The organism is Pseudomonas sp. RIT778, from assembly GCF_019718735.1.
Taxonomy (GTDB): domain Bacteria; phylum Pseudomonadota; class Gammaproteobacteria; order Pseudomonadales; family Pseudomonadaceae; genus Aquipseudomonas; species Aquipseudomonas aphyarum.
In genome coordinates this window covers 42,250-67,934 of record NZ_JAIHBA010000025.1, presented here as the reverse complement: position 1 = coordinate 67,934, position 25,685 = coordinate 42,250, and the positions used below count along the sequence as shown (strand labels likewise).

Below are 25,685 nucleotides of genomic sequence, written 5' to 3'. Positions count from 1 at the left end.
AGGCATAAAAAAACGCCCCGCACTCACCGAGTGCGGGGCGTTTTTCATGGAGCCGAATCAGGCGTAGCTTTCGGTCTCGTTGCTGGCTTCAACCAGTTCCAGCGCGACGTTGTTCTGCGTGTTGATCTTGCGATACAGCGCAGCGTCGGTTTCCAGGACCTTTTCACGGGCCGGGAAGATTTCCGCCAGTTTGGCAGCCCACTCACCCTTGGCCTTGGTCGGGAAGCACTTCTCGATCAGTTCCAGCATGATCGAAACGGTCACCGAAGCGCCTGGCGAAGCGCCGAGCAGGGCGGCGAGGGAGCCGTCCTTCGCAGCGACCAGTTCGGTACCGAACTGCAGGATGCCGCCTTTTTTCGGGTCTTTCTTGATGATCTGTACCCGTTGGCCGGCCACTTCCAGGCGCCAGTCTTCGGCTTTCGCCTCGGGGTAGAAACGGCGCAGGGATTCCAGACGCTGTTCCATCGACTGCATCACTTCGCTGACCAGGTACTTGGTCAGGTCCATGTTGTTTTTCGCCACGGCCAGCATCGGGCCGATGTTGCCGGCGCGAACCGACATCGGCAGGTCCATGAAGGAGCCGTGCTTGAGGAACTTGGTGGTGAAACCGGCGTATGGCCCGAACAGCAGGGATTTCTTGCCATCGACCACGCGGGTGTCCAGGTGCGGCACGGACATCGGAGGTGAACCCACGGCGGCCTGGCTGTAAACCTTGGCCTGGTGATGCTTGACCACTTCCGGGTTGTCGCAACGCAGCCACTGGCCACTGATCGGGAAGCCGCCAAAGCCTTTGCTCTCTTCGATGCCCGAGGCTTGCAGCAGCGGCAGGGCCGCGCCACCGGCGCCGAGGAACACGAATTTGGCGTCGACTTCACGGCTGCTGCCGCTGTTGACGTCCTTGATGCTGACGGTCCAGCCGTTGCCATTACGCTTGAGGCCGGTCACGCGCTTGCAGTACTTGACCTGGGCATCGGGTGCGCTGGTCAGGTGCTTGAGCAACTGATTGGTCAGGGCGCCGAAGTTGACGTCGGTGCCGTTGATCACGCGGGTGGCGGCGAGCACCTGGTCTTTCGGACGACCCGGCATCATCAATGGCATCCACTCGGCCATCTTCGCCTTGTCTTCGGTGTATTCCATGTCGGCGAAGGCGTGGTGCTTGTGCAGCACGTTGAAGCGTTCCTTGAGGAATGAAACGCCTTTTTCGCCTTCGACGTAGCTCAGGTGCGGCACCGGGCTGATGAAGGATTTGCACGAGCCGAACGTGCCCTTCTTGGTCAGGTACGACCAGAACTGCTTCGACACCTCGAACTGGGTGTTGATGTGCACGGCTTTCTTGATGTCGACGGTGCCGTCGGCAGCCTGCGGCGTGTAGTTCAGCTCGCACAGGCCGGCGTGGCCGGTACCGGCGTTGTTCCATGGGTTGGAACTCTCCGCGGCACCGGAATCCATCAGCTCGACGACTTCCAGCTTGATCGCCGGGTCGAGCTCTTTGAGCAGTACTGCGAGGGTGGCACTCATGATGCCGGCCCCAACCAGAACTACGTCGACTGCTTCGTTATGCGCCATTTAACGCGTCTCCAAAATCTGCAGCACCAAATTGTCGGCATGGCTGCCAGGCGTCCAGGGCAGGTCAGTTGAGCCCCGGGTATCCTTGGTCAGGTGTGCCATGTCCGAATCTTCGCAATTTTTCGCAACTTCGACGGATGCGTGCGGCCTGGCTTTCAAGAGTCCCATGAACTCATTTCGGCACGGGGCTGGCAATTCGACTTATGGTCGAGACATCCGTTTGTGCAACCAAATCCGTAGCGGACAGGCTTCAGGCTCCGGTATTCGAGGCGTTCCCGTTCCTGTGTCGTTGGGCTGTTTCAGACGCTAATGGTGCATGTTCAGACGCAAAACTATTCATTTGCTCGCCACACTCTTGTGAAGTTGTGAAAACCCGTTTTTTTCACGCTCTTTTGAAGACGTGAACCTCAAAAAGGGCTGTCCGGGGCTGGCACCGTGCCCGAAGGGGCAAACAACTCAGTGGCCGAGCGTCATGACAGCTCTGCAGATTCGCGAAAAGCGGGATTTGCCAGGGAAACAGCAAGCACGCCAGCTTCACTCGATCTGTGTGGGCGGCTCTCTGTGGGCGATTTGGATGCCAATGCAAGCGCATTGACGCTGTTGCGGGGCCCGATCAGGAGACGTCCTTATAATCGGGGGGAGATTGTATCGAAGAAATGCGGGGAGTTGGTCGAGTTTAATGACTTTTATTAGGCATCCGGTCAGATGCTCAACATTGCCTGAGCACGTGCGCGTGGGCGCTGCTGTTCGACCCGGGCGCTGACTGGCAGAGGCTGGTGCAACCAGTTGAGGCGGATTTCCTCGATTTCGACCCAGCCGTCACCCATCGGTTGCAGGCTGCATTGCTTGAAGGCCTGGCAATGGCCGTTGCGGTCGAGCAGGGCGAAGCTGCGGTGCAGCGGGCGTGGGGCGAACAACGAGATCAGATAGCGCATGGCGGTGTTCCTTTTTGGGATCTGTGGCGAGATTGTCAAAGGAACGTGAACTGAACGTGTATGGGGGGTGAAGAATGTGTGACAGGAACCGCTGGCGGCGGGTTTTGTCTGAGATTTCAGTGCTGGTGACCCACAGTGGCCCACCGCTATACTGCCGGCCTGTCTGTGCCTGATTCTGGAGAGAAGAGCATGTTGCAACGCCTGTTGTTCGGTTTGATCACTGTGACCAGTTTGACCCTGGTTGGCTGCGCCCACAGCCCGCAACAACTGAGCCCGGAACCGAAGCTGACCACTCAGCTGGCACCGGTCGGCCATGGCCAGCCTGTCGTGGTCCGCGTGGTTGACGGTCGTCCGTCGCCAACCCTCGGCACCCGTGGCGGCCTGTACCCGGAAACCAGCGCCATCACCGTGCAGCGCGAGCAGATCCTGCCGAAGTTGCAGGCCCAGGCCGAAGCGGCCGTGCGTCTGCTCGGGTTCACCCCGACCAACAACGCCCCCAATGCACCGCAGTTGACCGTGACGTTGGCCGAACTGAAATACCAGTCGCCCAAAGAAGGCATGTACGTGACCGAGGCCACCATCGGCGCGACCTTCCGCTCCGACGTGCAGAACGCTAACCGTCGCTACAGCGGTCGTTACGGTGCCTCGCTGGACCAGCGTTTCGGCATGGCGCCGAACCAGGAAACCAACACCAAACTGGTCAGCGACGTGCTGAGCGATGCGCTGACCCGTCTGTTCAAGGATCCGACCGTGGGTCAGGTCCTCGCCGAGTAAGTATTCGGTTGATGTGAAAAAGCCCGGGGCCAGTGATGGCTCCGGGCTTTTTTCGTTCAGGCGGCCTGGGAATAGAAGTCGAGGACGCTGACACCGGTCAGCAGATCGGTCTCGGGCAAGTCCGCATGCTGGTGCCCGCCGAGGGCGCAATACACCAGCCAGTGACGGTCCTGAACATTGAAGGCCAGGCTGCCGACGAGGTTCTGCTGTTCGTCGGACGGGGAGATGAGGTACAGGCGATCCTGGTTTTCAGCGTGAAGCATGTCGCGTTCCGTGTCGGTTTCGAGGCGCGCAGGGTGACTGAAACAAATGACGATGCCGTGACACAGGACAGCCATCGGTCGATTGATGGGTTATTTGTCGCAAAGGCTAGGGCAGTGGGGGAGGGTTTCGGTAGAATCCGCGCCGCGGTCGTCGGTCTGGCGTTCGCCATGCCCGGTTTAGATTGAGGTCTGTGATGTCGCTGCACTTGATGACGCTGTTTACCGCCCATCCCGCCAAATTGATCAACCTGCTGGCCCTGCTGTTGGCCTTCCCCGGCAGTTGGCTGCTGCACGCGACCCGTCGCCGTGAACAACGGGCGATGGCCAGTATCGCGGCCCAGCGTCAGAGTCAGCCGAATCAGGAGCCGGTGCTCGATTGGGCGACCCTGCGCATGAACCGCTTCTTCTACCGCTTCGGTTTTGCCTGCCTGGGCCTGGCGCTGCTGGTGTCCTGGATCAGTACCCGCTTCTGAACGAAAAACGGCGCCCGAAGGCGCCGTTCTTGTATCTGGCTGAAACCGCTTACAGCGGCAGTCCAGCCTTGACCCGGTACTGATTGCGCACCGGCGTCGCATATTGCAGCACCAGATACGGACGATGCTCCTCGGGGCAGGCGTCCAGACGGTTCTGCCACTCTTCCTGGGCCTTGGCCAGTTCCTCGGCACCGAACACGTCGGCAGCCTTCGGCACGTTCAATTGCGGATCGGCATCGGCCCACTGCGCGTACGCCAGGTAATGCACCGGGAACAACCGGTAGCCACCGAGAATCTGCTTGTCCATCTCGACCGCCAATTGCTTGGTGTCCTCGAACAGCTCGGTGATCGGCGCGGCGAAGTTCACGTGCACCCGGCCCTTGTAGCCGGTGATGCCCTTGGCGATGCTCACGTCATCCTCGCCCGGCGCTTTGCTGTAGGTGCCGGTGGTGGCGCGGATGTACAGCTCGCGGGCCTTGGCCTGGTCGCACGGGTCGTATTCGTAGCTGATCGACACCGGGGTCAGGTTCAGCGACTGAATGACTTCGCCGAACGGCTCGTCCTTGCGGCTCATGTGGAACATCTTGAGGATCGCCGACTCGGTACGGTCGTCGCCGTCCTTCGCGCGGCCTTCGGCCTGGGCGATCCAGATCGAGGCGCAGTCATTGCGGATCGAGTGGTTGATGTACGCCGACAGCAGTTGGTAAGCGGCCATTTTCTCGCGGCGCCCGGTGATCGAGCGGTGCACGATGAAGCTCTTGTTCAAACGCATCAGGTCGCTGACGAACGGCTTTTGCAGCAGGTTGTCGCCAATCGCGATGCGCGGCGTCGGCAGGCCGGCGTGGTACACGGCGTAGTTGACGAAGGCCGGGTCCATCACGATGTCGCGGTGGTTGGCGATGAACAGATAAGCGCTGCCAGACTTGAATTGCTCGACACCGGTGTAGGTCACGCCGTCGGTGGCGCGCTCGATGGTGTGGTCGACGTAGAACTCGACCTTGTCCTGCAAAGTGGCCACGGAGGTCACGTCGGCGAACTCACGACGCAGCCGATGGGCTATAAGTGGTTTGAGCATCCAGCCGAAGGCACCGGCAAAACGCGGGAAGCGGAAGTGGGTGAGGATATCTAGAAACGCCTTGTCGCCGAGCAGTCGCGCCAGTACCGCAGGTACTTCGCTGTCGTCGTAAGGTCGGATGGCATCGAATTCGCCCATCATGCTCTCTTGTTGGAAACGGCTAGGGTAAGTAAAGGTTTTGATCGAAAACCAACGGGGCACGGTCTGAAAAAGTAGCCAGACAAAAATAGCCCTGCAAATAGACCGGCGATTATACGCACAAGTCACCCGGGAGACCGCGATGCTGGAAAGCGCAGTATATGAATGTCCGTATTGTGGTGAAGAGGTCGAGACGACCGTGGATCTCTCCGCTGGCGACCAGACCTATATTGAAGACTGTCAGGTGTGCTGTCGGCCGATCACCTTTGTGTTGCAGGTCCACGGAGAGGATTGGTTTCTGGAAGTCTTCAGCGAAAACGAGTGAGGCGCGCCCATGCAGCGAATCTACGAGCCGGAAAACCTGATGGAAGGCGAAATGCTCAAGGGCATGCTCGCCAGCGAAGGCATCGAGGCGCATCTGGTCGGGCGCGATCTGCTGGGCGGCACGGGGGAGTTGCCGATCTTCGGTCTGCTGGGCCTGTCGGTCGATAACGACCAGGCCGAATACGCCCGCGAGCTGATCAGTGCGTACAATGCCGCGCTGCCGCTGCCCGGCGATGAACCGGACAGCTATCCCGGGACGCTGGTCTGTTAGGCTGGCGTTCGTTTTATTTGTGAGTCGTGCTGCCCCATGTGTGGACGTTATGCCCTGTTTCGCTGGAACCGCGATTTCGCGAACCTGCCCGGTTTTCCTGCCGATCAGCAGGCGCAGTGGAACATTTCCCCCAACGATTCGGTATTGATGCTGCGCGCCGAACCCGACGGCCAGCGCACGCTGGCCCGTGCCCGTTGGGGGCTGACACCGCCATGGCTGACCGACATGTCGCGCACGCCGGCCCACGCCCGGGCTGAAACCGTCGCCGAACAGCCGATGTTTCGCGAAGCCCTGCGCCTGCGCCGTTGCCTGCTGCCGGCCAACGGTTTCTACGAGTGGCGCGGCAACGTGCGCAAGCGGCCGTACTGGCTGACACCGGGGGAAGGTGCTTCGTTGTTTTTTGCGGCGATCTGGGAAGCGTATCCGGTGCAGGAACAGGTGTGGCTAAGCACGGCGGTGATCACTCAGTCGGCGGCCAGTCAGCGCCGGCCTTTGATTCTCGATGAGGCGGGGCAGGCGGCGTGGCTTGATCCTGAAACGCCGATGCATGTTCTGCAAGGCCTGCTCGCCAGCGAACCCGCCGCCTTGCGCGAGCGGGTGCTGGCGAACCTGGTCAATGATCCGAAGCTCAACGGGCCGGAGTGCCTGACTCCGGCCTGATCGGTCAGACCTTGAACTGATTGATCAACCGCCGCTGTTGCTCCGCCAGTTTGGTCAGATCCGCACTCGCCGAACTCGACTCATCCGCACCACCGGCCACTTCATTCGCCACCTGACCAATGTTGATCACGTTGCGGTTGATGTCGTCGGCCACCGCGCTCTGTTCTTCGGCGGCGCTGGCGATCTGGGTGTTCATGTCGTTGATCACCGATACCGCCTGAGTAATGGTCTCCAGCGCCTCCGCTGCCTTGGCCGCGTGCTGCACGCTTTCGTCGGTACGATTCTGGCTGTCCTCCATGACCCGCACCACGTCGCGGGTGCCCTGTTGCAGTTGCTGGATCATGCTCTGGATTTCTTCGGTGGCCTTCTGGGTTTTCTGCGCCAGGTTGCGCACCTCGTCGGCCACCACCGCAAAACCACGTCCTTGTTCACCAGCGCGGGCAGCTTCAATCGCCGCGTTGAGGGCCAGCAGGTTGGTCTGCTCGGCGATCCCGCGAATGGCGATGAGGATCGCGTTGATGTTTTCGCTGTCCTTGGCCAGGGTCTGAACAACGTCCACGGCCTTGCCGATTTCCACGGCCAGCACGCCGATCGAATTGGACGTATCGCGCACGATTTGCATGCCCTGACTAGCCGCCTGATCGGCGTGGCTGGCCGCTTGTGCTGCCTGGGTCGCGTTACGCGCCACGTCTTGCGCGGTGGCGGTCATTTCCTGCACGGCGGTTGCCACCTGATCAATCTCGGCCATTTGTTTCTGAATGCCGATATTGGTACGGATCGCGATGTCCGCCGTGTGCTCCGAGGAGTCGCTGACGCTTTGTACCGACGACACCACCTGCGTGATCATCCCCTGCAATTTGGCGAGGAAGGTATTGAAACCTTTGGCGATTGAACCGAGTTCGTCTTTGCGATCACTGGTCAAACGACGGGTCAGGTCACCTTCGCCCTGGGCGATGTCATCGAGCATGGTCACCATCTGTTTGAGCGGGCGGGCGATGCCGTGGCCCACCAGCCAGATCACCAGCAGGCCGAGGCCGGCAATGATCAGGCCGACCATGGCCATGCCGAAGGTGTCGGATTTGCGCTGGGCGTCGAGGTCGCCTTGGAGCTTTTGCAGGTCGGCCATCACCGCGTCGAGCGGCAGTTGCAGCATCAGTGTCCAGCGCGCGTCGGTCTGGCCGATGCCGAACGGCAGGTACAACTCGATCCGGCCTTGCTCTTTATTGACGGTGTAGGTCACTTCGCCGCGCTTGAGATTGGCCATGTTGGCAATCTGCTGGGCGTCGAGGATGTCGCTGACTTTCTCGCCGAATTTGCTCGGGTCTTTGGTGTAGGCGACGATCCGGCCGTTGCCGCCGATCAGGGCCATTTGCCCGGCGCCGCTGTACAGCTTCTGGTTGGCGCCCAGAAGCATGTCCTGGATGAAGTTCACCGACAGGTCGGCGCCGACGATGCCCTGGAAGGCGCCGTTGAGCATGATCGGTTCGATAAAGGAGGCGAGCATGACGATCTTGTCGCCGACCTTGTACGGGGCGGGATCGATCACGCAGGATTTTTTGGTTTCTTTCGAGCACAGGTAGTACTCGCTGGCGCGCACGCCGGTGGACAGGACTTTCTGGTCGTCGACGTCTACCAGTTTGTCCAGACCGAGGGTGCCGTCGTCGTTGCGGAACCACCACGGCAGGAAACGCCCGTTGGCGGCGTCGATGCCGACCACACTGGTGCCGACGTAGGCCGAATCGTTGTGGTCCAGTGCGTTCTTTTCCCAGCCGATGTAGGTGCCGAGAATCTTCGGGTTCTTCTCGACGTTTTCCTTGATCAGGCTGATCAGTTGCTCACGGCTGACGGTCAGTCGCGGCTGGCCATCGGCGCCCGGCGTGCCGAGCAGGGCGTTGACGCGTACCAGGCCGCCGGCAATCAGCAACGGTGCTTCCAGTTCGCGCTGGATCTGGCTGACCTGGGTCTGCGCCAGCGATGTCAGGCGCTGTTCGATGACTTGCTCGAACTGGGCCTGGGTCCGTTGCTGGACCATCTCCTGGGTGCGGGCACCGGAGAACAGCGCGTACAGCACCAGCGCGGCGACTACGCTGAGTACGATGGCGCCGGCCAGGGCGGCCACGGAAAACTGGATCGACTTGAACTTCATGGGAGCTCCGCACGCGAGAGGACGTCTGCGCTGCTGTATCGGCAGCCACTATTGCGCCATGAGGTATAGAGGGAGTAATTGCAGCGCAATGTCGCAAATGGATCAGTGCGCGACGCAGTTGCAGCGGGCGTGGCGGTGGATGTGAATTTTTTCCTGCAGGGCTGGCGGGCGTGTTCTGAAAACAGGTGCAACACGTCCGTTGTATCTGGCGTCGATACAATTACCCGCCTAGGATACGCGGCAGGTTTTCAGGGAGCTTTTGAATGAACAAGACATTGGTTGTAAGTGCACTGAGCGCGGCGCTGTTGCTGGCCGGTTGTCAGTCGGTCAACACCACCAGCGGCGGTGCCGTGGGCGTGGAGCGCAAGCAGTACATGTTCAGCATGCTGTCCTCGCAAGAGGTCGACCAGATGTATGCCCAGTCCTATCAGAAGACCGTGGGCGAGGCGTCCAGCAAAGGCGTGCTGGACAAAACCAGCAATGACGCCAAACGGATTCAGGCCATCGCCAACCGGCTGATCGCCCAGGCACCGAATTTCCGTCCGGATTCGGCGCAGTGGAAATGGGAAGTGAACCTGATCAAGAGCGACGAGCTCAACGCCAACTGCGGTCCTGGCGGCAAGATCATTTTCTACACCGGGCTGATCGACAGCCTGAAACTCACCGACGATGAAATCGCCGCGGTCATGGGCCATGAAATCGCCCACGCCTTGCGCGAGCACGGACGTGAAGCCATGTCCAAGGCCTATGGCATCGAAATGGCCAAGCAGGGCGCCGGTGCGTTGCTCGGCCTGGGGCAGGACAGCCTGGCGCTGGCCGACACCGTGGCCAACTACGGCATGACGCTGCCCAACAGCCGCGCCAACGAGAACGAGGCCGACCTGATCGGTCTGGAACTGGCCGCGCGTGCCGGGTACAACCCGAACGCCGCCATCACTTTGTGGGAGAAGATGAGCAAGGCCTCTGAAGGCGCGCCGCCGGAGTTCATGAGCACTCACCCGTCTTCCAGCAGCCGCACGGCTGCCTTGCAGGCGGCGATTCCGAAGGTCATGCCGCTTTACGAGAAAGCGCCCAAGTCCTGAAACCATGATCGCTCCCGCACTCGGTGCGGGAGCGATCTGCCGGATCAAACCCAGCCGCTGCTCTGCATCGCCTTGTACACCGCGACGATCGCCAGGATCAGGAACGCCGAGGCGGCCAGTCGACGGATCAGGGTCAGCGGCAGTTTCTCTGCTGCGAAATTCCCCGCCAGTACCACCGGCACGTTGGCGATCAGCATGCCCGCCGTCGTACCGATGATTACCAGCCACAGCTCCGGGTATTGCGCCGCCAGCATTACGGTAGCGATCTGGGTCTTGTCACCGATTTCCGCGAGGAAGAACGCAATCAGGGTGGTCAGGAATGGCCCGAACTTGCGGGCGGTGCTGGCTTCATCGTCGTCCATCTTGTCCGGCACCAGCGTCCACAGGGCGGTGGCGGCAAAGCTCGCGGCGAGAATCCAGTGCAGGACCGAATCGGAGAAGAAGCTGCCGAACCAGGCGCCGACCGCACCGGCTGCCGCGTGGTTGGCCAGGGTCGCAGCCACGATACCGGCGATGATCGGCCAGGGTTTGCGGAAGCGAGCGGCGAGAATCAGCGCGAGCAGTTGCGTCTTGTCGCCGATTTCGGCCAAGGCAACGATTGCGGTGGGAACGAGTAACGAGTCCAGCATCAGGATTTCCTAAGGGGCGGGTCGACACGGCTATGACACGTACAGCCTTCCCGCCCCGGGTAAGGTGTGCGTGTCATAGGTCTTGTCAAACCCTGCGATCCGTCTGGTGCGGACGCTTGGGTCGCATACGCCATGATCTGAGGATCAAGTATGTTGACGTATGCCGGACGAGCTTGGCGCTCGTGGGAGACTACTCCCCTAGGACGGAGCGGATTCTGCCTAGGCAGAATCCATTCGGCAAGTGCTAATTTTCAGCCGCGCTTGGCCCGGTAAATCCGGAAACCGTTGCCTTCGGCCTTGATCGCGCAGACCCCGAGATGCTCTTCGATCAGCGGTTGATACTTCAGGAAGCTGTTCGCAACCAAACGCAGTTCGCCGCCGTTTTTCAGATGTTTTGCTGCTTTTCGCAGCAAGTTCTCGGTGGCGAAATAATCGGTGTGCACGCCGACATGGAACGGCGGGTTGCTCAGAATCGCGTTCAAACCCATCGGCGCGGCGTCGATGCCGTCACCGGTCAGCACCTCGGCTTCCAGACCGTTGGCGGCCAGGGTCAAACGGCTACTGGCGGCAGCGAAGGCATCAACGTCGAGCAACGTGACCTGATTGTGCGGGTAACGACGCTTGACCGCCGCGCCAAGCACACCGGCGCCGCAACCGAAGTCCAGCAAATGACCGCTCGGCAGTTTGTCCAGGTGTTCCAGCAGCAGGGCGCTGCCACGATCCAGTCGGCCATGGCTGAACACGCCCGGCAGGCTGATGACTTTCAACGGGCCTTCGGCCAGCGGCAGTTCGTAGGTCTGAGCCAAGCTTTCCAGCGGTTTGGCTTCGGGAGCGTTGGCCACGGTCACTTGCCACAGCTGGCAATGGCGCGCGCTGTCGAGCTTGCGCGGCTTGCCGAACGGGTTGAGCTGTTTGGACGCGCCTTCGATACCGCTGCGTTTTTCCCCGACCAGATACACCTCACGCCCGGCCAGGCGCGAAGCCACGGCGTTGAGGATGTAATCGGTCAGGTCCTTGGCCTTGGGCAGGAACACCACGGCGTTGGTGAATTCGCGCTCCGGCACGTTCACGCCAAAATGGCTGCGCCCTTCGAAACGCGCTTCGAGTGCGGCCTGATCGCCGGCGTGCCAGCACCAGCCAAACGCATCGGGCAGGCGCCCGAGCAGATCATCGGCAGGCAAACCGGCCAGCAACACCGACCCCTGGAATAACTCGGCCTGACGAAGCAGTACTTCACTGCGCGGATCCATAACTGCTCCTGTGAAAAAAAGTGCCGCAGTTTATCAACTGACGACCCGCAGCGCCTTACCGCTGTAGAACGCCTGGGTGTTTTCGACCAGTTGGCCAACGATTCGCTGCCGCGCTTCGCGGCTGCCCCAGGCGTTGTGCGGGGTGACGATCAGGCGCGGAATGTTGGCGGCGAGCAGCGGATTGCCGTTGGTCGGCGGCTCGACGCTCAGCACATCGGTGGCCGCGCCGCCCAGATGACCGCTGCGCAAGGCGTCGGCCAGGGCCTGTTCGTCAATCAGCCCGCCCCGGGCGGTGTTGACCACAAACGCGCCGGGTTTCATCGAGGCGAGTTCGCGGGCGCCGATGAAATGCCGGGTGTGTTCGTTGAGCGGGCAGTGCAGGGTGAGGGCGTCGATCTGCGGCAACAGATCCTCCAGCGGCAGACGATCCGGACGGGCCGGGCGCCCCGGAATCTGCCCCAGCAACACGCGCATGCCAAAGGCTTCGGCCAGTCGCGCGACTGCCCCGCCGAGTTCGCCATGACCGAGCAAACCAAGGGTTTTGCCTTCCAGTTCGACAATCGGGTAATCCAGCAGGCAGAACTGTTTCGCCTGCTGCCAGCGGCCTTCACCAACGGCTTTTTGATAGTCGGCCAGACGCGTGGCGAGATTGAGCAGCAGCATGATCGTGTGCTGCGCCACTGACGGCGTGCCGTAACCCTGGCAGTTGCACACCGTGATGCCGTGGGCGCGGGCGGCGGCCAGATCGACGTTGTTGGTGCCGGTGGCGGTGATCAGGATCAGCTTCAGCTGTGGGTTGGCGGCCATGGCGGCGGCGTCGATCAGGATCTTGTTGCTGATCGCCACGGTCGCCCCTTGCAGGCGCTCGCTCACTTGCGCAGGCAACGTCTGGGCGAACAGTTGCAGATCGCTGAAGCAGTCACGCAAAGGGCTCAGATCGAGATCGCCAAGATCCAGCGACGGGTGATCGAGGAATACGGCGCGGTGGGCGTTCGTCATCAACTGTACCTGTTGTGCTTTGAAGGGAAGGCGTAATCTGCCGAGCCTACCAGATGAAACAACTCGTTACGCTTGGCCGAAAGGAGCCCCCATGTACTGGACCGAATTCTTGACCGTTGCCCTGATCCACCTGTTGGCCGTCGCCAGCCCCGGTCCTGATTTCGCCGTGGTGGTACGCGAAAGCGTGACACATGGTCGACGCGCCGGGACTTGGACCGCGTTGGGCGTGGGCACGGCGATTTTCCTGCACGTCGGTTATTCGCTGCTGGGGATCGGGCTGATCGTTTCCCAATCGATTGTGCTGTTCAACGCCCTGAAATGGGCGGCCGCCGCGTACCTGCTGTACATCGGCTTCAAGGCCCTGCGTGCGCAACCGGCGAAAACCGTGACCGATGATCTGCACAAAGAGGCCGGTGAGCGCACCGCACGTGGCGCCTTCACCTCGGGTTTCGTGACCAATGGCCTGAACCCGAAAGCCACGCTGTTCTTCCTGTCGCTGTTCACCGTGGTGATCAACCCGCACACCCCGCTGACAGTTCAGGCCGGTTACGGCATTTATCTCGCCGTCGCGACCGCCACCTGGTTCTGTCTGGTGGCCATGCTGTTCAGCCAGCAGCGCGTGCGCGCCGGTTTCGCCCGCATGGGCCACTGGTTCGACCGCACCATGGGCGCGGTGCTGATCGCCATCGGCGTGAAACTCGCGTTCACCGAGATGCATTGATCGAGCGAAGCTGATTCAGGGCGTTGAGGTATTCCCGGGGATTGTCCCCGAGCAAGCGGCGAAACATCGCGCTGAACGCCCGCGCGCTGCCGTAACCCAGATCCCGCGCCACGCTCTGCACGCTGTCCCCGGCGAGCAGGCGGGGCAGGGCTTCCATCAGGCGCAGTTGCTGGCGCCAGGCATTGAAATTCATCTTCAGTTGTTGCTGGAACAGCCGCGCCAACGTGCGTGAGCTGGCGCCGACCTGCTGCGCCCAGTCTTCCAGGGTGTTGGGATGATCCGGCGTGCGTAACAGTGCCAGGCAAATGCCTTGCAGGCGCCGGTCAGTGGGCATCGGGATGTGCAGTGGCAGGTTTTCGAGGCTGGCGAGTTCTTCCAGCATCAGTTGCTGGATCAGCGGATTGTCGGCATGCGGCGGGCCCTGCACCGCACGCAGGATCAGCTCGCGCAGCAATGGCGTGACCGCCAGCACACAACAGTTGTGCAGGCTGGCCGGCGCCAGTTCGGGGGCGATGAACAATGAACGCATCTGCACATCGCCGGACATGAAAATCTCGTGGGCGACTTCGGGCGGAATCCACACCGCGCGACTCGGCGGAAGCACCCAGGCACCTTGCGCCGTCACCACCCGCATCACCCCGCTCACTGCATAAAGCAATTGCGCCTCGCGGTGCAGGTGCAGCGGCTGGTGCGAGCCGTCCAGATAGTCCCGGGGATAGGCACTGACCGGTCCGTGTTCGAAATGGCTGATCAACATGTCGGATTCGATGACTTGGTTGGCAGGAATGCGCTTTCCGGCCAACTTAGCATGAGCGCTCACTACAACGTAAAGCGTGCCGTCATGAACCAGTCCAGAAACGTCATTCGCTACATCAACGCCGCCCATGTGATCGATCACATGTTCATGCTGATTTTCCCCGCCGCCGTGCTCGGCATGACCCAGGCCTTCGCCCTCGACTATGCCGCGCTGATCGGCCTGTCGCTGGGCGGCTTCATCGCGTTCGGCGCGTGTTCGCTACCGGCCGGCTGGCTGGGGGACCACTGGAGCCGGCGGCAGATGATGCTGGTGTTTTTCTTCGGCATCGGTGCCTCGGCGATCTTCACCGGTCTCAGTAACAGCCCGACGATGCTGGTCATCGGCCTGACCCTGATCGGCATTTTTGCCGCGATCTATCACCCGGTCGGCACGGCGATGCTGGTGGCCTATGCGCAGAATCGCGGGCGCGAGATCGGTATCAACGGCATGTGGGGCAACCTCGGGGTGGCGTTCTCGGCACTGATCACCGGGCTGCTGGTGGCGCAGTTCGGCTGGCGTTCGGCATTCCTGATCCCGGGTGCGGTGGCGATTGTGCTGGGGATCGGTTTTGCTTTGCAGGTGCGCGAAGAACCGATTCCCAAGCGCTCGCACACCGCGCTCAAGGGCGCCGGCGGCCAGCGCATTTCGATGTTCATGGTGTTTGGCGTGCAGGCCCTGGCCACGGCCACCGGCGGGGTGGTGTTCAACGCCACCACCATGACTTATCCGAAACTGTTTCAGGATCGCTTGCATGACCTGTTCGCTTCGCCGCAAACCCTCGGTGTGGTGGTCAGCCTGGCCTATGCCTTTGGTGCGATTGCCCAGTTGAGCATCGGCCGGGTGTTGCATCGCGTCAGCCTGAAGTGGCCGTTTATCGCGCTGACGTTGTGCCAGGCGCCGTTGCTGTTCGCCCTGGCTTATGTCGATGGGTGGGCGGTGATCGCCGTCGGGGCGGCGTTCATGTTCGTGGTGTTTGGCCAGGTGACGGTGAACGATTCGATGGTCGCCAACTTCGTTGCGCCGCAATGGCAGTCGCGGGTGTTTGCCTTGCGTTACTGTTTATCGTTCGGTGCCAGTGCGACGGCGATTCCGCTGATTTCTTATGTCGAACCGCGCCATGGTTTTGTGGGGCTTTACCTGATTCTCGCGGGTTTTGGCGCTTTGACTTTCCTCGCTGCGGTGGTTTTCCCACGTACGCCTTCCGAAGCGGCTGTAGGGCAAACGGCCTGATCGGTGACGAATACCGGCAAATGCTGGCGCAAAGCTAGCATTTGTACGGCTCTGCAAATCATTCCTTTGGCTGATTTGGCTGACGTATAAGGGTTCTAGAGTACGAAACTCCAAAGCCAACACCGTGCAGTCAGAAAAGGGATTCTTATGTTGCAGACTCGCGTTATTCCGCCCGCCGAAGGGGCGTACCAGTATCCACTGCTGATCAAACGGCTGCTGATGTCGGGCGCCCGTTACGAGAAAACCCGCGAGATCATCTACCGTGACCAGCTGCGCTACAGCTACCCGACGCTGATCGAACGTGTCGCGCGACTGGCCAACGTGCTGACGGCGGCCGGGGTCAAGGCCGGTGACACCGTGGCGGTAATGGACTGGGACAGCCATCGCTACCTGGAGTGCATGTTTGCGATTCCGATGATCGGCGCGGTGATTCACACCATCAACGTGCGCCTGTCGCCGGAACAGATTCTCTACACCATGAATCACGCCGAGGACCGCTTCGTGCTGGTCAACAGCGAGTTCGTCGGGCTGTACCAGGCCATCGCGCCGCACCTGACCACGGTGGAGAAAACCCTGCTGCTGACCGATCTGCCGGTAAAAACCGCCGACCTGCCGAACCTGGTGGGTGAGTACGAGCAACTGCTGGCGGCCGCGAGTCCGCAGTACGACTTCCAGGATTTCGACGAAAACTCGGTTGCCACCACGTTCTACACCACGGGCACCACCGGCAACCCGAAAGGCGTGTATTTCACCCATCGGCAACTGGTGCTGCACACCATGGGCGTGTCGACCATCATGGGCGCCATCGACAGCGTGCGGCTGCTGGGCACCAACGACGTGTACATGCCGATCACCCCGATGTTCCACGTGCATGCGTGGGGTCTGCCGTACGTGGCGACCATGCTTGGGCTCAAGCAGGTTTATCCGGGGCGTTACGACCCGGAGTTCCTGGTCGAGCTGTGGCGCAAGGAGAAGGTCACGTTCTCCCATTGCGTGCCGACCATCCTGCAGATGGTGCTCAACGCCAAGGGCGCGCAAGGCACCGATTTCGGCGGCTGGAAAATCGTCATCGGCGGCAGTGCGCTCAATCGCACGCTGTATGAAACGGCCAAGAGCAAGGGCATTCAACTGACGGCCGCGTATGGCATGTCGGAAACCGGGCCACTGGTTTCGTGCGCGCATCTGAACGACGAATTGATGGCGGGCACCGAAGACGAGCGCACCACCTACCGGATCAAGGCCGGCGTGCCGGGGCCACTGGTCGAAGCGGCCATCGTCGATACCGAGGGCAATTTCCTCCCGGCCGACGGTGAAACCCAGGGCGAACTGGTGCTGCGCGCTCCATGGCTGACCGAGGGTTACTTCAACGAGCCGCAGAAGGGCGCCGAGTTGTGGGCCGGCGGCTGGCTGCACACCGGCGACGTCGCCACGCTGGACAGCATGGGCGTGATCGACATCCGCGACCGGATCAAGGACGTGATCAAGACCGGCGGCGAGTGGATCTCTTCGCTGGACCTCGAAGACCTGATCAGTCGTCACGTGGCGGTACGTGAAGTAGCAGTGGTGGGCATCGCCGATCCGCAGTGGGGCGAGCGTCCGTTTGCCTTGCTGGTGGTCCGCGAAGGGCATGCAATCGGGGCGCGCGAGCTCAAGGAACATCTCAAGCCGTTCGTTGAACTGGGGCACTTGAGCAAGTGGGCGATTCCGAGCCAGATCGCGCTTGTTACTGAAATTCCCAAGACCAGTGTCGGCAAGCTCGACAAGAAGCGCATCCGCCTCGACATCACCGAATGGCAGGCCAACAACAGCACCTTCCTCTCGACGCTCTGAGCGTCCTCTGGCGCGCCGAAAACGGCGCGCCAGACCCACCAAGCAAGCGCTTGGCTTGTGAAATCCGAATTTTCAGCCATCCTTGCCGTGCCGACATGTGTCGGACTGGCGAAAGGACTGTTCCAGAGTGGTTGGCAGCTGCAAATCACACTTTAGAGGGATCAAGCAGTACCACCTGCTGGCTATAGTCCGCTCAAGGATTTTTAAGAACGGGGCACACGCACAAACGGGGCGATGCAACATTGAAGCGATTTCGGGAAGCCTCTGGCGCCCGGTCCTTCAGGCGTTTTTAAAAGTACTCACTGCCATAACAATAATGCACATGGAGTAGCGTCGATGACCTCAGTAAACCAGTTCTGGCGCCGGGCAAAGCTGCCTCTGGCCGTCAGTCTTGCTTCTTCGCTCGCCGGGCCCGCATTCGGCGTCAGTTTCAACGTCGGTGAAATCGAAGGCCAGTTCGACTCCTCCCTGTCGATCGGTGCCAGTTGGTCCACCCAGAGCCCGAACAAGAACCTCATCGGCGTCAACAACGGCGGTCACGGTCTGTCCCAGACTTCCGACGACGGCCATGCCAACTTCAAGAGCGGCGAAACCTTCTCGAAGATCTTCAAGGGCATCCATGACCTTGAACTGAAATACGGCGACACCGGCGTGTTCGTCCGTGGCAAGTACTGGTACGACTTCGAACTGAAAGACGAGAGCCGCGAGTTCAAGGACATCAGCGACAGCAACCGCAAGGAAGGCGCCAAGTCCGCCGGCGGTCAGATCCTCGACGCCTTCGTCTACCACAACTACGCGATTGCCGATCAGCCTGGCTCCGTGCGTCTGGGCAAGCAGGTGGTGAGCTGGGGTGAAAGTACCTTCATCGGCGGCGGCATCAACTCGATCAACCCGATCGACGTATCCGCGTTCCGTCGTCCGGGCGCCGAGATCAAGGAAGGCCTGATCCCGGTCAACATGTTCTACGTGTCCCAGAGCCTGACCGACAACCTGTCGGCCGAAGCCTTCTACCAGCTCGAGTGGGACCAGACCGTCGTCGACAACTGCGGCACCTTCTTCTCCCAGCCGGACATCATTGCCGACGGCTGTGACAGCAACCTGCGGGTGCTGAACAAGCGTTCGACCATTCCTGCCATCGCTTTGGGGCCATTGGCGGCCAACGGCGTCAACGTCAATGAGGAGGGCGTTCTGGTCCAGCGTGGCGGTGATCGCGATGCACGCGACAGCGGCCAGTGGGGCGCTTCCCTCAAGTACATGTTCGAACCGCTCGACACTGAGTTCGGCGCTTACTTCATGAATTATCACAGCCGCGCGCCGATCTTCAGCGCCACCGGTGCGCCGCAATCGGTCTACAACACAGCGCGCGCGCTGCCAGGGCCGTTTGCCGCGCTCGCACCGCTGCTGGTGGCGGGCAACTCGAAGTACTTTGTCGAATACCCTGAAGACATCCGTCTCTATGGCCTGAGCTTTTCCACCACCCTGCCTACCGGTACGGCGTGGAGTGGCGAACTCAGCTACCGGCCGAACGCGCCGGTGCAGTTGAACTCCACTGACATCCTGTTCGCCGGTGTGCGTCCACTGGGCGGTGCGCTGACTAATGCTTCGCTGCTGACAGGTGTTCCGGGCCAGGACCTGCATGGCTATCGTCGCAAGGAAATCACCCAGTTCCAGACCACGCTTACGCACTTCTTCGATCAGGTCATGGGCGCCAGCCGTCTTACCCTGGTGGGTGAAGTGGGCGTGACTCATGTCGGCGGTCTGGAAAGCACCTCCGACGTCCGTTACGGCCGTGACCCGGTCTACGGGCCTGGCGAGTTACCGGCCACTGGCACGACCAATACCTGTGCCAACATTCTCAACGCCAGCACCATCAACGGTGCAGGCCCTGGTTCGCCACAGAACAACCGTAGCCGCAACTGCACCAATGGTGGCTTCACCACATCGACTTCGTGGGGTTATCGCGGTCGCGCCATCTGGGAATACAACGACGTGTTCGCCGGCGTGAACCTCAAGCCGAACGTGGCGTGGTCCCACGACGTCAGCGGCTACTCGCCAGGCCCTGGCGGCAACTTCGAAGAAGGTCGCAAGGCGGTGAGCCTGGGCGTCGATGCCGAGTACCAGAACACCTACACCGCGAGCCTGGCCTACACCAACTTCTTCGACGGCAAGTACACCACCGTGGATGACCGCGACTTCGTGGCGCTCAGCTTCGGCGTGAACTTCTAAGCACTGCATTTTCAGGACGAACGAATTTATGAAAATAACAAAAAGTCTGTTCCACGCCGGTGTTCTGGGCCTGTCGCTGCTGGCGACCGGTGTCATGGCGGCGGTGCCCGCCGCCGAAGCGGACAAGCTGGGCAAGAGCCTGACCCCGATGGGCGCCGAAATGGCCGGTAACGCCGACGGCTCGATCCCGGCCTGGAAACCGATGCCGAAGAATGCCGGCAGCGTCGACGCCCGTGGTTTCCTGTCTAATCCGTACGCCAGCGAACAACCACTGTTTACCATCACTGCAAAGGATGTAGACAAGTACAAGGACAAGCTCGCGCCGGGTCAGTACGCGATGTTCAAGCGTTATCCGGAAACCTTCAAGATGCCGGTTTATCCGTCGCATCGCGGCGCGACTGTGCCGGATGAAGTGTTTGCTTCCATCAAGAAAAACGCCACCACCACCACCTTGGTATCCGGCGGCAACGGTCTGGAAAAGTTCGAGACCGCAGTGCCGTTCCCGATTCCGAAAACCGGCGTCGAAGTGATCTGGAACCACATCACCCGCTATCGCGGCGGCAGCGTGACCCGTCTGGTAACCCAGGCCACGCCGCAACCGAACGGCTCCTACAGTCTGGTGTATTTCCAGGACCAGTTCGTGTTCCGCGACAAGATGAAGGATTACGATCCGGCGAACCCGGGCAACATCCTGTTCTACTTCAAGCAGAAAGTGACCGCGCCGGCGCGACTGGCCGGTGGTGTGCTGCTGGTGCACGAAACCCTCGACCAGGTGAAGGAACCGCGTTCGGCGTGGGTCTACAACGCTGGTCAGCGTCGTGTACGTCGCGCTCCGCAAGTATCCTATGATGGCCCGGGTACTGCGGCGGACGGCCTGCGTACCTCCGACAACCTGGACATGTTCAACGGTGCACCGGACCGTTACGACTGGAAGCTTGAAGGCAAGAAAGAGATGTACATCGCCTCCGACAGCTACAAGCTCGACGATCCGAAGCTGAAGTATGCCGACATCATCAAGGCCGGTCATATCAACCAGGATCTGGCCCGTTACGAGTTGCGCCGCGTCTGGCACGTCGTGGCGACGTTGAAAGAAGGTCAGCGTCACATCTACGCCAAGCGTGATTTCTACATCGACGAAGACACTTGGCAGGCCGCAGTCATTGACCATTACGACGGCCGTGGCCAACTGTGGCGAGTGGCCGAGGCGCATGCGGAGAACTACTACGACAAGCAAGTGCCGTGGTACGCCCTGGAAACCCTCTACGACCTGCAGTCCGGTCGTTATCTGGCACTGGGCATGAAGAACGAAGAAAAGCAGGCGTATGACTTCGGCTTCACCGCCACCACCAGCGACTTCACTCCAGCCGCCCTGCGTCAGGATGGTGTTCGCTAAGCTCCTGTAAACCGAGGCCGCATCCTCGTGAAAACGCCCCGACAGGTTCGGGGCGTTTTTTTGCCTTTCGCTTTTTCCGTAGCCTTTTTGTAGCCATTTGTAGCAACGACCTTCATAACCGCTCCGTTTAAGGCTAGTCTGCGGGCATCTGCTACGCCGCCAACAGCCATACAAACAAGAGCCGGCCATGACTGATCTGTCCCCACTTCCGGGCCCTGCAAGCGTTGCCGTCGCGGCACTGGACGGACGTTTTTTCCGTCCGCCGCTGCCCGACGGCTACGTGCTGCGACCCCGTTTGTGCGAGCGCTTGAGTGCCGGGCTCGGAGGGCGCCTGTTGCTGGTCAGCGCCCCGGCCGGGTTCGGCAAGAGTTCGCTGGCGGTGGAGTTCTGCCAGAGTCTGCCGGCACACTGGCAAAGCCTGTGGCTGGGGCTGAGCCCGCGGGACAACGATCCGGGGCGGTTTCTCGAACGTCTTCTCGAAGGTTTGCAGGATTACTTTCCGCAATTGGGCAGCCGGGCATTGGGGCTGCTGAAAATGCGTCAGCGCCACCAGCCCTTTGCCTTCGAAGAATGGCTCGACGGCCTGCTGGATGAACTGGCGCTGCATCTGCAACCGACGGCTCCGCTGCTGTTGGTACTGGATGATTACCATCTTGCCCAGGGGCCGGTGCTCGACCGTTGCCTGCAATTTTTCCTCAATCATTTACCGGATGGCCTGGTGGTCATGGTCACCAGTCGGCAGAGGCCGGACTGGCATCTGGCCCGTCTGCGGCTGTCGCGCCAGTTGCTGGAACTGAACGAACAGGATCTGCGCCTGACCCACGATGAAGCCCTGGCACTGCTCGATCGTCACAGCAGTTCCCTGCGTGGTGAAGCGCTGGAAAACCTGATCCAGCGCAGCGAAGGCTGGGTGGCCGGGCTGCGTTTCTGGCTGCTGGCGATTGCTGAAGCCGGTACCGAATCGGCCCTGCCGCAAGCGTTGAACGGCGGGGAAGGGCTGATCCGCGAATACCTGCTGGAAGAAGTCATCGATTGCCTGCCTGCCGAGGTTCAGGCGTTTCTTTATGACACCGCACCGCAGGAGCGCTTTTGCAGCGAACTGTGCGACGCGGTGCGCGAAGCCCATGACAGCGCGGAAATCCTGCGTTTCCTGCTGGCGCATCAGGTGTTCCTGGTGCCGCTGGACGAGCACGGGCACTGGTATCGTTATCATCACCTGTTTTCCGACCTGTTGCGCAGCCGGCCTATCACCCGGGCACTGGTGCCGGCCGCGACGCTGCATCTGCGCGCCTGCCGCTGGTTCAATGCGCAGGGGTTGCTGGATGAAGCGGTGGAACAGGCTTTGCGGGCTGGGCATCTGGACGTGGCGGCAAACCTGGTACAGAACCTCTCCGAGGAGCAACTGCTGGCCGAGCAGAACGTCGGCATGCTGCTGCGCTGGAAGATGGACTTGCCCGACAGCCTGCTGATCAGCACTCCGCGCCTGATCGTGTTGTACAGCTGGGCGCTGGGCCTGGCCTGTCAGCTCGATGCGGCAGAGGAACTCGCCAGTCATCTGAGTCGGTTTCTGCCGGCACCATCGGCCACCGCACAGAAATCCATGCTGGCCCAATGGCTGGCGCTCAAGGGCATCATCGCCCGTGGGCGAGGCCATCGCGAGCAGACCATCGAGTATTGCAGCGAGGCACTGGAAAGCCTGCCGGCCAAGCGCTACGGCCAGCGCCTGATGTGCCTGTCGACCTTGTCCAACCTGGCGATCGCCGACGGTGATCTGTGGCGCGCACGAGGTCTGAACCGCGAGTCGCTTGAGCTGGCGCAGCGGGTCGGCAATCCCTTGTTCGAGGCACTGGCGCATTACGATCGTGCGCGGGTCCTGCAGGCGCGCGGCGAAATCCTGCGTGCGCTCGATGAAGTGCGCCAGGGGCTGGAGCGCTTGCGCGGATTGTCCGCACAGCGTTTGTACGCCGTGCGTGCGCGCCTGACGCTGTATGAGGGGTTTCTGCTGGCCATGCGATTGCAGCCGCAGGCGGCAAGGGCGCGATTGCAGGCAGGCCTGACGGAAGCGCGGGCCTGCCGTGACATCAGTGTGTTGATCGGCCACTGTGTGATTGCACGACTCGACGGCAGCAGCGACGATTTCGCCAAGGCCTTCGCCGAACTGGCCGAAGCCGAACGCCTGATGCACATCTGGGACGTCCCGCCGATCTACTACCTGGCGATGATCACCCTGGTCAAATGTGAGCTGTGGCTGGCTCAGGGGCGTATCGATCTGGCCGAAGCCTGGCTGGCACGACTGGGCCAGACCTACACCGGTGAACGCGCGGCGGCTCCGCCGGAGTTTCATCCGCAGCTGCCGTTGCATGTCGAATTGCAGCAGGCGCTGCTGGATGTCATTCAGGGGCAGCCAATGCTCGCCGAAGGGCGCTTGAACGTGTTGCTGGAAAACGGCCAGCAGACCGGGCGCCAGTTATTGAGTGTGATGGCGTTGACGCAGAAAGTGGCGCTGCTGTTGGTAAACGGTCGCGAACCCGAGGCCCGCAAATCCCTGGCCCAGGCATTGGAAGCTGCCAATGGCGGGGTGTTGCAGCCATTCGACATTCTGGTCAAAGACCACGCCGATTGGTTGCGCGGGCAATTGTCGCTGAATGCGCCGGGCCTTGTCGGTCAGCAACTGCTGGAGCATTTCCCGCGGCCAGTTTTGCGCACGGCGCAGGATTCTCCGGTCACTGAACAGTTGAGCAGCCGCGAACTGGCGGTTCTGCGTCTGATCGCCCAAGGCTGCTCGAATCAGGAAATCAGCGAGCAACTGTTCATCTCTCTGCATACCGTGAAAACCCATGCCAGTCATATCAACAGCAAGCTCGGGGTGGAACGGCGGACTCAAGCCGTCGCCCGGGCCAAGGAGTTGGGTTTGATAGGCTAGTTTTTTGTATTTCCCTTCGATGTACATCAGAAAACACAACGCCCCGAACAAGTCGGGGCGTTGTGTTTTTTACGTTCGGCTTATGTTACTGGCCGGCACAGAATGCATCAGGCCACCAGGTCATTCGCGCTGAAACTGTTTACCCCTACCAGCTGGATTTCAAAATCCGCACCGGCGTTGCCGCTGACATTACCTGACAGGACATGATCGACGAAGCGAACTTGACCTGCACCGGTGAAGTTGTCCGCGCCAATGAAAGTGAAGCCATTGAAGCCGGCACTCAGCAAATTGGCATCGAAGTGAGTCAGGTCAATCTTGTCACCCTGCAAACGATTGAAGTCGGTAATGACGTCACGATTTGCGCCCAAGCCCATTTCATTCACGGCATTGAATACAAATGTATCCGCTCCGCCCCCACCGGTCAGGGTGTCGGCACCGGCGCCACCGTCAAGAATGTTGGCCTGGTCGTTACCGATTAATGTGTTGTTCAAGCTGTTACCGAGCAGGGTGAATGTCCCAGCCCCCGAGAGGGTGACATTTTCGACGTTCTGCAGATTGCTTATGCCGAGATCGACGACATTTGTCTGCGCGGTCGAAGGATATAGCAGGATCAGGGTGTCATTTCCTTCAGCTGCATTTTCCTGAATCAACGTCAGTTCGGCTGCTTGATCGAGGGCGTAAGAGTCGTCGCCCTTGCCACCAATCATTGTATCGATACCCGCGCCGCCATTGAGCTCGTTGTTACCGTCGTTGCCAGTCAGAACGTTGTTCAAGGCGTTACCGACTGCATAGGTATTCGCGGTGCCGGTCAGCGTCAGGTTTTCCAGGTTGGCACCCAGTTTCCAGCTGATCGATGATTTGACCGTGTCAATTTCGTTCGCCAGGGTACTGGTTTCACTGATGACGTCATTGACGTTGTCGACGATGTAGGTGTCATTGCCGGTACCGCCAGCCATGAAGTCGGCACCCAGGCCGCCGTCGAGGATGTTGTTTCCGCTGTTGCCGGTGATGCGGTTGTTCAATGCGTTGCCGGTGCCGTTGAGGTTGTCGCTGCCCAGCAGGTTGAGCCACTCGACATTGGCGCCCAGGGTGTAATCGATCACCGAGTTGACGGCATCGATCTGGGTTGGCGAGGCATCGCGCTCGATGACGACATCGCCGACATTGTCGACGAAGTAGCTGTCGTTGCCCGCGCCGCCGTCCATGGTGTCGGCGCCTGCCATTCCGTTCAGGGTGTTGTCCTGGGCGTTACCGATGAGCACGTTGTCCAGACTGTTGCCGGTCAGACTGGCTGCGTTGCCGATCAACTGGCCTTCTTCGATGTTGGCGCTCAAGGTGTAGTTAACGAAGCTGAGCACCGTATCGTAACCTTCGTTCGCCGCTTCGATGACGATATCGCCCGCATTGTCGACGGCGTAGGTGTCGTTACCCTTGCCACCACTCATCGTGTCGACGCCGGCACCCCCGTTGATTTCATTGTTGCCGTCGTTGCCGATCAGAACGTTGTTCAAGGCATTGCCGATTGCATAGGTGTCGCTGGTGCCGGTCAGTGTCAGGTTTTCCAGGTTGGCGCCCAGTCGCCAGTTGATCGAGGACAGAACGGTATCGATCTCGTTCGCCAGGGTACTGGTTTCACTGATGACGTCATTGACGTTGTCGACGATGTAGGTGTCATTGCCGGTACCGCCAGCCATGAAGTCGGCACCCAGGCCGCCGTCGAGGATGTTGTTTCCGCTGTTGCCGGTGATGCGGTTGTTCAATGCGTTGCCGGTGCCGTTGAGGTTGTCGCTGCCCAGCAGGTTGAGCCACTCGACATTGGCGCCCAGGGTGTAATCGATCACCGAGTTGACGGCGTCGATCTGGGTTGGCGAGGCATCGCGCTCGATGACGACATCGCCGACATTGTCGACGAAGTAGCTGTCGTTGCCCGCGCCGCCGTCCATGGTGTCGGCGCCTGCCATTCCGTTCAGGGTGTTGTCCT

21 protein-coding genes, 2 pseudogenes and 1 riboswitch are annotated in these 25,685 nt (G+C 60.8%); of the genes and pseudogenes, 12 read left to right on the top strand and 11 right to left on the bottom strand.

Annotated elements, in window-relative coordinates:
• Positions 1–57 precede the first annotated feature (57 nt).
• A complete protein-coding gene (mqo, locus tag K5E37_RS18325; RefSeq protein WP_221534767.1) occupies positions 58–1,566 on the bottom strand; it encodes a malate dehydrogenase (quinone) in 1,509 nt (502 codons plus the stop codon).
• 701 nt (positions 1,567–2,267) lie between these two features.
• On the bottom strand, positions 2,268–2,501 hold the full coding sequence (locus K5E37_RS18320) for a hypothetical protein (protein ID WP_007951677.1): 234 nt from the start codon (positions 2,499–2,501) through the stop codon (positions 2,268–2,270).
• Between the two features lie 189 nt (positions 2,502–2,690).
• Between K5E37_RS18320 and K5E37_RS18315 the strand changes: the two genes are divergently transcribed.
• A complete protein-coding gene (locus K5E37_RS18315; protein ID WP_007951676.1) occupies positions 2,691–3,275 on the top strand; it encodes a YajG family lipoprotein in 585 nt (194 codons plus the stop codon).
• A 56-nt stretch (positions 3,276–3,331) separates the two neighbouring features.
• Here K5E37_RS18315 and K5E37_RS18310 read toward each other — a convergent pair whose 3' ends face one another.
• Complete coding sequence (locus K5E37_RS18310; RefSeq protein ID WP_085606961.1) at positions 3,332–3,538, bottom strand: hypothetical protein; 207 nt, start codon at positions 3,536–3,538, stop codon at positions 3,332–3,334.
• A 194-nt stretch (positions 3,539–3,732) separates the two neighbouring features.
• Between K5E37_RS18310 and K5E37_RS18305 the strand changes: the two genes are divergently transcribed.
• Complete coding sequence (locus tag K5E37_RS18305; RefSeq protein WP_007951673.1) at positions 3,733–4,011, top strand: hypothetical protein; 279 nt, start codon at positions 3,733–3,735, stop codon at positions 4,009–4,011.
• Between the two features lie 49 nt (positions 4,012–4,060).
• Here K5E37_RS18305 and K5E37_RS18300 read toward each other — a convergent pair whose 3' ends face one another.
• Complete coding sequence (locus K5E37_RS18300) at positions 4,061–5,224, bottom strand: 1-acyl-sn-glycerol-3-phosphate acyltransferase (RefSeq protein WP_007951672.1); 1,164 nt, start codon at positions 5,222–5,224, stop codon at positions 4,061–4,063.
• 142 nt (positions 5,225–5,366) lie between these two features.
• On the opposite strand from K5E37_RS18300, the gene K5E37_RS18295 reads away from it, so the two are divergent.
• From K5E37_RS18295 to K5E37_RS18285, 3 genes are read left to right on the top strand one after another with little or no spacing between them, the layout of a single operon-like run.
• Positions 5,367–5,549, top strand: coding sequence for a CPXCG motif-containing cysteine-rich protein (locus tag K5E37_RS18295; protein ID WP_011335896.1), 183 nt, complete (start codon positions 5,367–5,369; stop codon positions 5,547–5,549).
• Between the two features lie 9 nt (positions 5,550–5,558).
• Positions 5,559–5,819, top strand: a complete 261-nt coding sequence (locus K5E37_RS18290) for a putative signal transducing protein (protein ID WP_011335895.1) — start codon at positions 5,559–5,561, stop codon at positions 5,817–5,819.
• Between the two features lie 36 nt (positions 5,820–5,855).
• On the top strand, positions 5,856–6,479 hold the full coding sequence (locus tag K5E37_RS18285) for an SOS response-associated peptidase (protein WP_085606958.1): 624 nt from the start codon (positions 5,856–5,858) through the stop codon (positions 6,477–6,479).
• 4 nt (positions 6,480–6,483) lie between these two features.
• Here K5E37_RS18285 and K5E37_RS29730 read toward each other — a convergent pair whose 3' ends face one another.
• Positions 6,484–7,227 (bottom strand): methyl-accepting chemotaxis protein, encoded by a 744-nt coding sequence (locus tag K5E37_RS29730; RefSeq protein WP_371857322.1) that lies wholly within the window; start codon positions 7,225–7,227, stop codon positions 6,484–6,486.
• A gap of 114 nt (positions 7,228–7,341) precedes the next feature.
• Positions 7,342–7,536 (bottom strand): annotated as a pseudogene (locus K5E37_RS29725) (HAMP domain-containing protein); the annotation flags it as partial.
• Between the two features lie 1,352 nt (positions 7,537–8,888).
• On the opposite strand from K5E37_RS29725, the gene K5E37_RS18275 reads away from it, so the two are divergent.
• On the top strand, positions 8,889–9,707 hold the full coding sequence (locus K5E37_RS18275; protein WP_007956847.1) for a M48 family metallopeptidase: 819 nt from the start codon (positions 8,889–8,891) through the stop codon (positions 9,705–9,707).
• 44 nt (positions 9,708–9,751) lie between these two features.
• Here the strand turns inward: K5E37_RS18275 and K5E37_RS18270 are convergent, their stop codons facing one another.
• The 3 genes from K5E37_RS18270 to K5E37_RS18260 all read right to left on the bottom strand — a co-directional run bounded on the left by K5E37_RS18270 (position 9,752) and on the right by K5E37_RS18260 (position 12,585).
• The gene (locus K5E37_RS18270) at positions 9,752–10,336 is read right to left on the bottom strand and encodes a TMEM165/GDT1 family protein (RefSeq protein ID WP_007956837.1); all 585 of its coding nucleotides are present in this window, start codon (positions 10,334–10,336) and stop codon (positions 9,752–9,754) included.
• Between the two features lie 88 nt (positions 10,337–10,424).
• Positions 10,425–10,547: riboswitch (yybP-ykoY riboswitch) on the bottom strand.
• 40 nt (positions 10,548–10,587) lie between these two features.
• Positions 10,588–11,586: a class I SAM-dependent methyltransferase gene (locus K5E37_RS18265; protein ID WP_127799861.1), complete on the bottom strand. Its 999-nt coding sequence runs from the start codon at positions 11,584–11,586 to the stop codon at positions 10,588–10,590.
• 33 nt (positions 11,587–11,619) lie between these two features.
• The gene (locus K5E37_RS18260; protein ID WP_221534762.1) at positions 11,620–12,585 is read right to left on the bottom strand and encodes a 2-hydroxyacid dehydrogenase; all 966 of its coding nucleotides are present in this window, start codon (positions 12,583–12,585) and stop codon (positions 11,620–11,622) included.
• Between the two features lie 91 nt (positions 12,586–12,676).
• Between K5E37_RS18260 and K5E37_RS18255 the strand changes: the two genes are divergently transcribed.
• Positions 12,677–13,306: a LysE family translocator gene (locus tag K5E37_RS18255; protein WP_007956831.1), complete on the top strand. Its 630-nt coding sequence runs from the start codon at positions 12,677–12,679 to the stop codon at positions 13,304–13,306.
• On the opposite strand, the gene K5E37_RS18250 is transcribed toward K5E37_RS18255, so the two are convergent.
• Complete coding sequence (locus tag K5E37_RS18250) at positions 13,290–14,063, bottom strand: helix-turn-helix domain-containing protein (protein ID WP_221534760.1); 774 nt, start codon at positions 14,061–14,063, stop codon at positions 13,290–13,292. The genes K5E37_RS18255 and K5E37_RS18250 overlap by 17 nt on opposite strands.
• Positions 14,064–14,147: 84 nt before the next feature.
• On the opposite strand from K5E37_RS18250, the gene K5E37_RS18245 reads away from it, so the two are divergent.
• The 5 genes from K5E37_RS18245 to K5E37_RS18225 all read left to right on the top strand — a co-directional run bounded on the left by K5E37_RS18245 (position 14,148) and on the right by K5E37_RS18225 (position 23,704).
• Entirely contained in the window at positions 14,148–15,332 is a 1,185-nt protein-coding gene (locus K5E37_RS18245) for an MFS transporter (protein ID WP_221534758.1), read from the top strand.
• 147 nt (positions 15,333–15,479) lie between these two features.
• Positions 15,480–17,162, top strand: coding sequence for a fatty acid--CoA ligase (locus K5E37_RS18240; RefSeq protein WP_221534757.1), 1,683 nt, complete (start codon positions 15,480–15,482; stop codon positions 17,160–17,162).
• Between the two features lie 336 nt (positions 17,163–17,498).
• Positions 17,499–19,388 carry a DUF1302 domain-containing protein gene (locus K5E37_RS18235; protein ID WP_221534755.1) on the top strand — a complete coding sequence of 630 codons (1,890 nt, stop codon included), beginning with the start codon at positions 17,499–17,501 and terminating at the stop codon, positions 19,386–19,388.
• A 28-nt stretch (positions 19,389–19,416) separates the two neighbouring features.
• A complete protein-coding gene (locus tag K5E37_RS18230; RefSeq protein WP_221534753.1) occupies positions 19,417–20,781 on the top strand; it encodes a DUF1329 domain-containing protein in 1,365 nt (454 codons plus the stop codon).
• Positions 20,782–20,968: 187 nt separating this feature from the next.
• On the top strand, positions 20,969–23,704 hold the full coding sequence (locus tag K5E37_RS18225; protein ID WP_085606940.1) for a LuxR C-terminal-related transcriptional regulator: 2,736 nt from the start codon (positions 20,969–20,971) through the stop codon (positions 23,702–23,704).
• A gap of 107 nt (positions 23,705–23,811) precedes the next feature.
• Here K5E37_RS18225 and K5E37_RS18220 read toward each other — a convergent pair.
• Positions 23,812–25,685: pseudogene (locus K5E37_RS18220) on the bottom strand (calcium-binding protein); the annotation flags it as partial.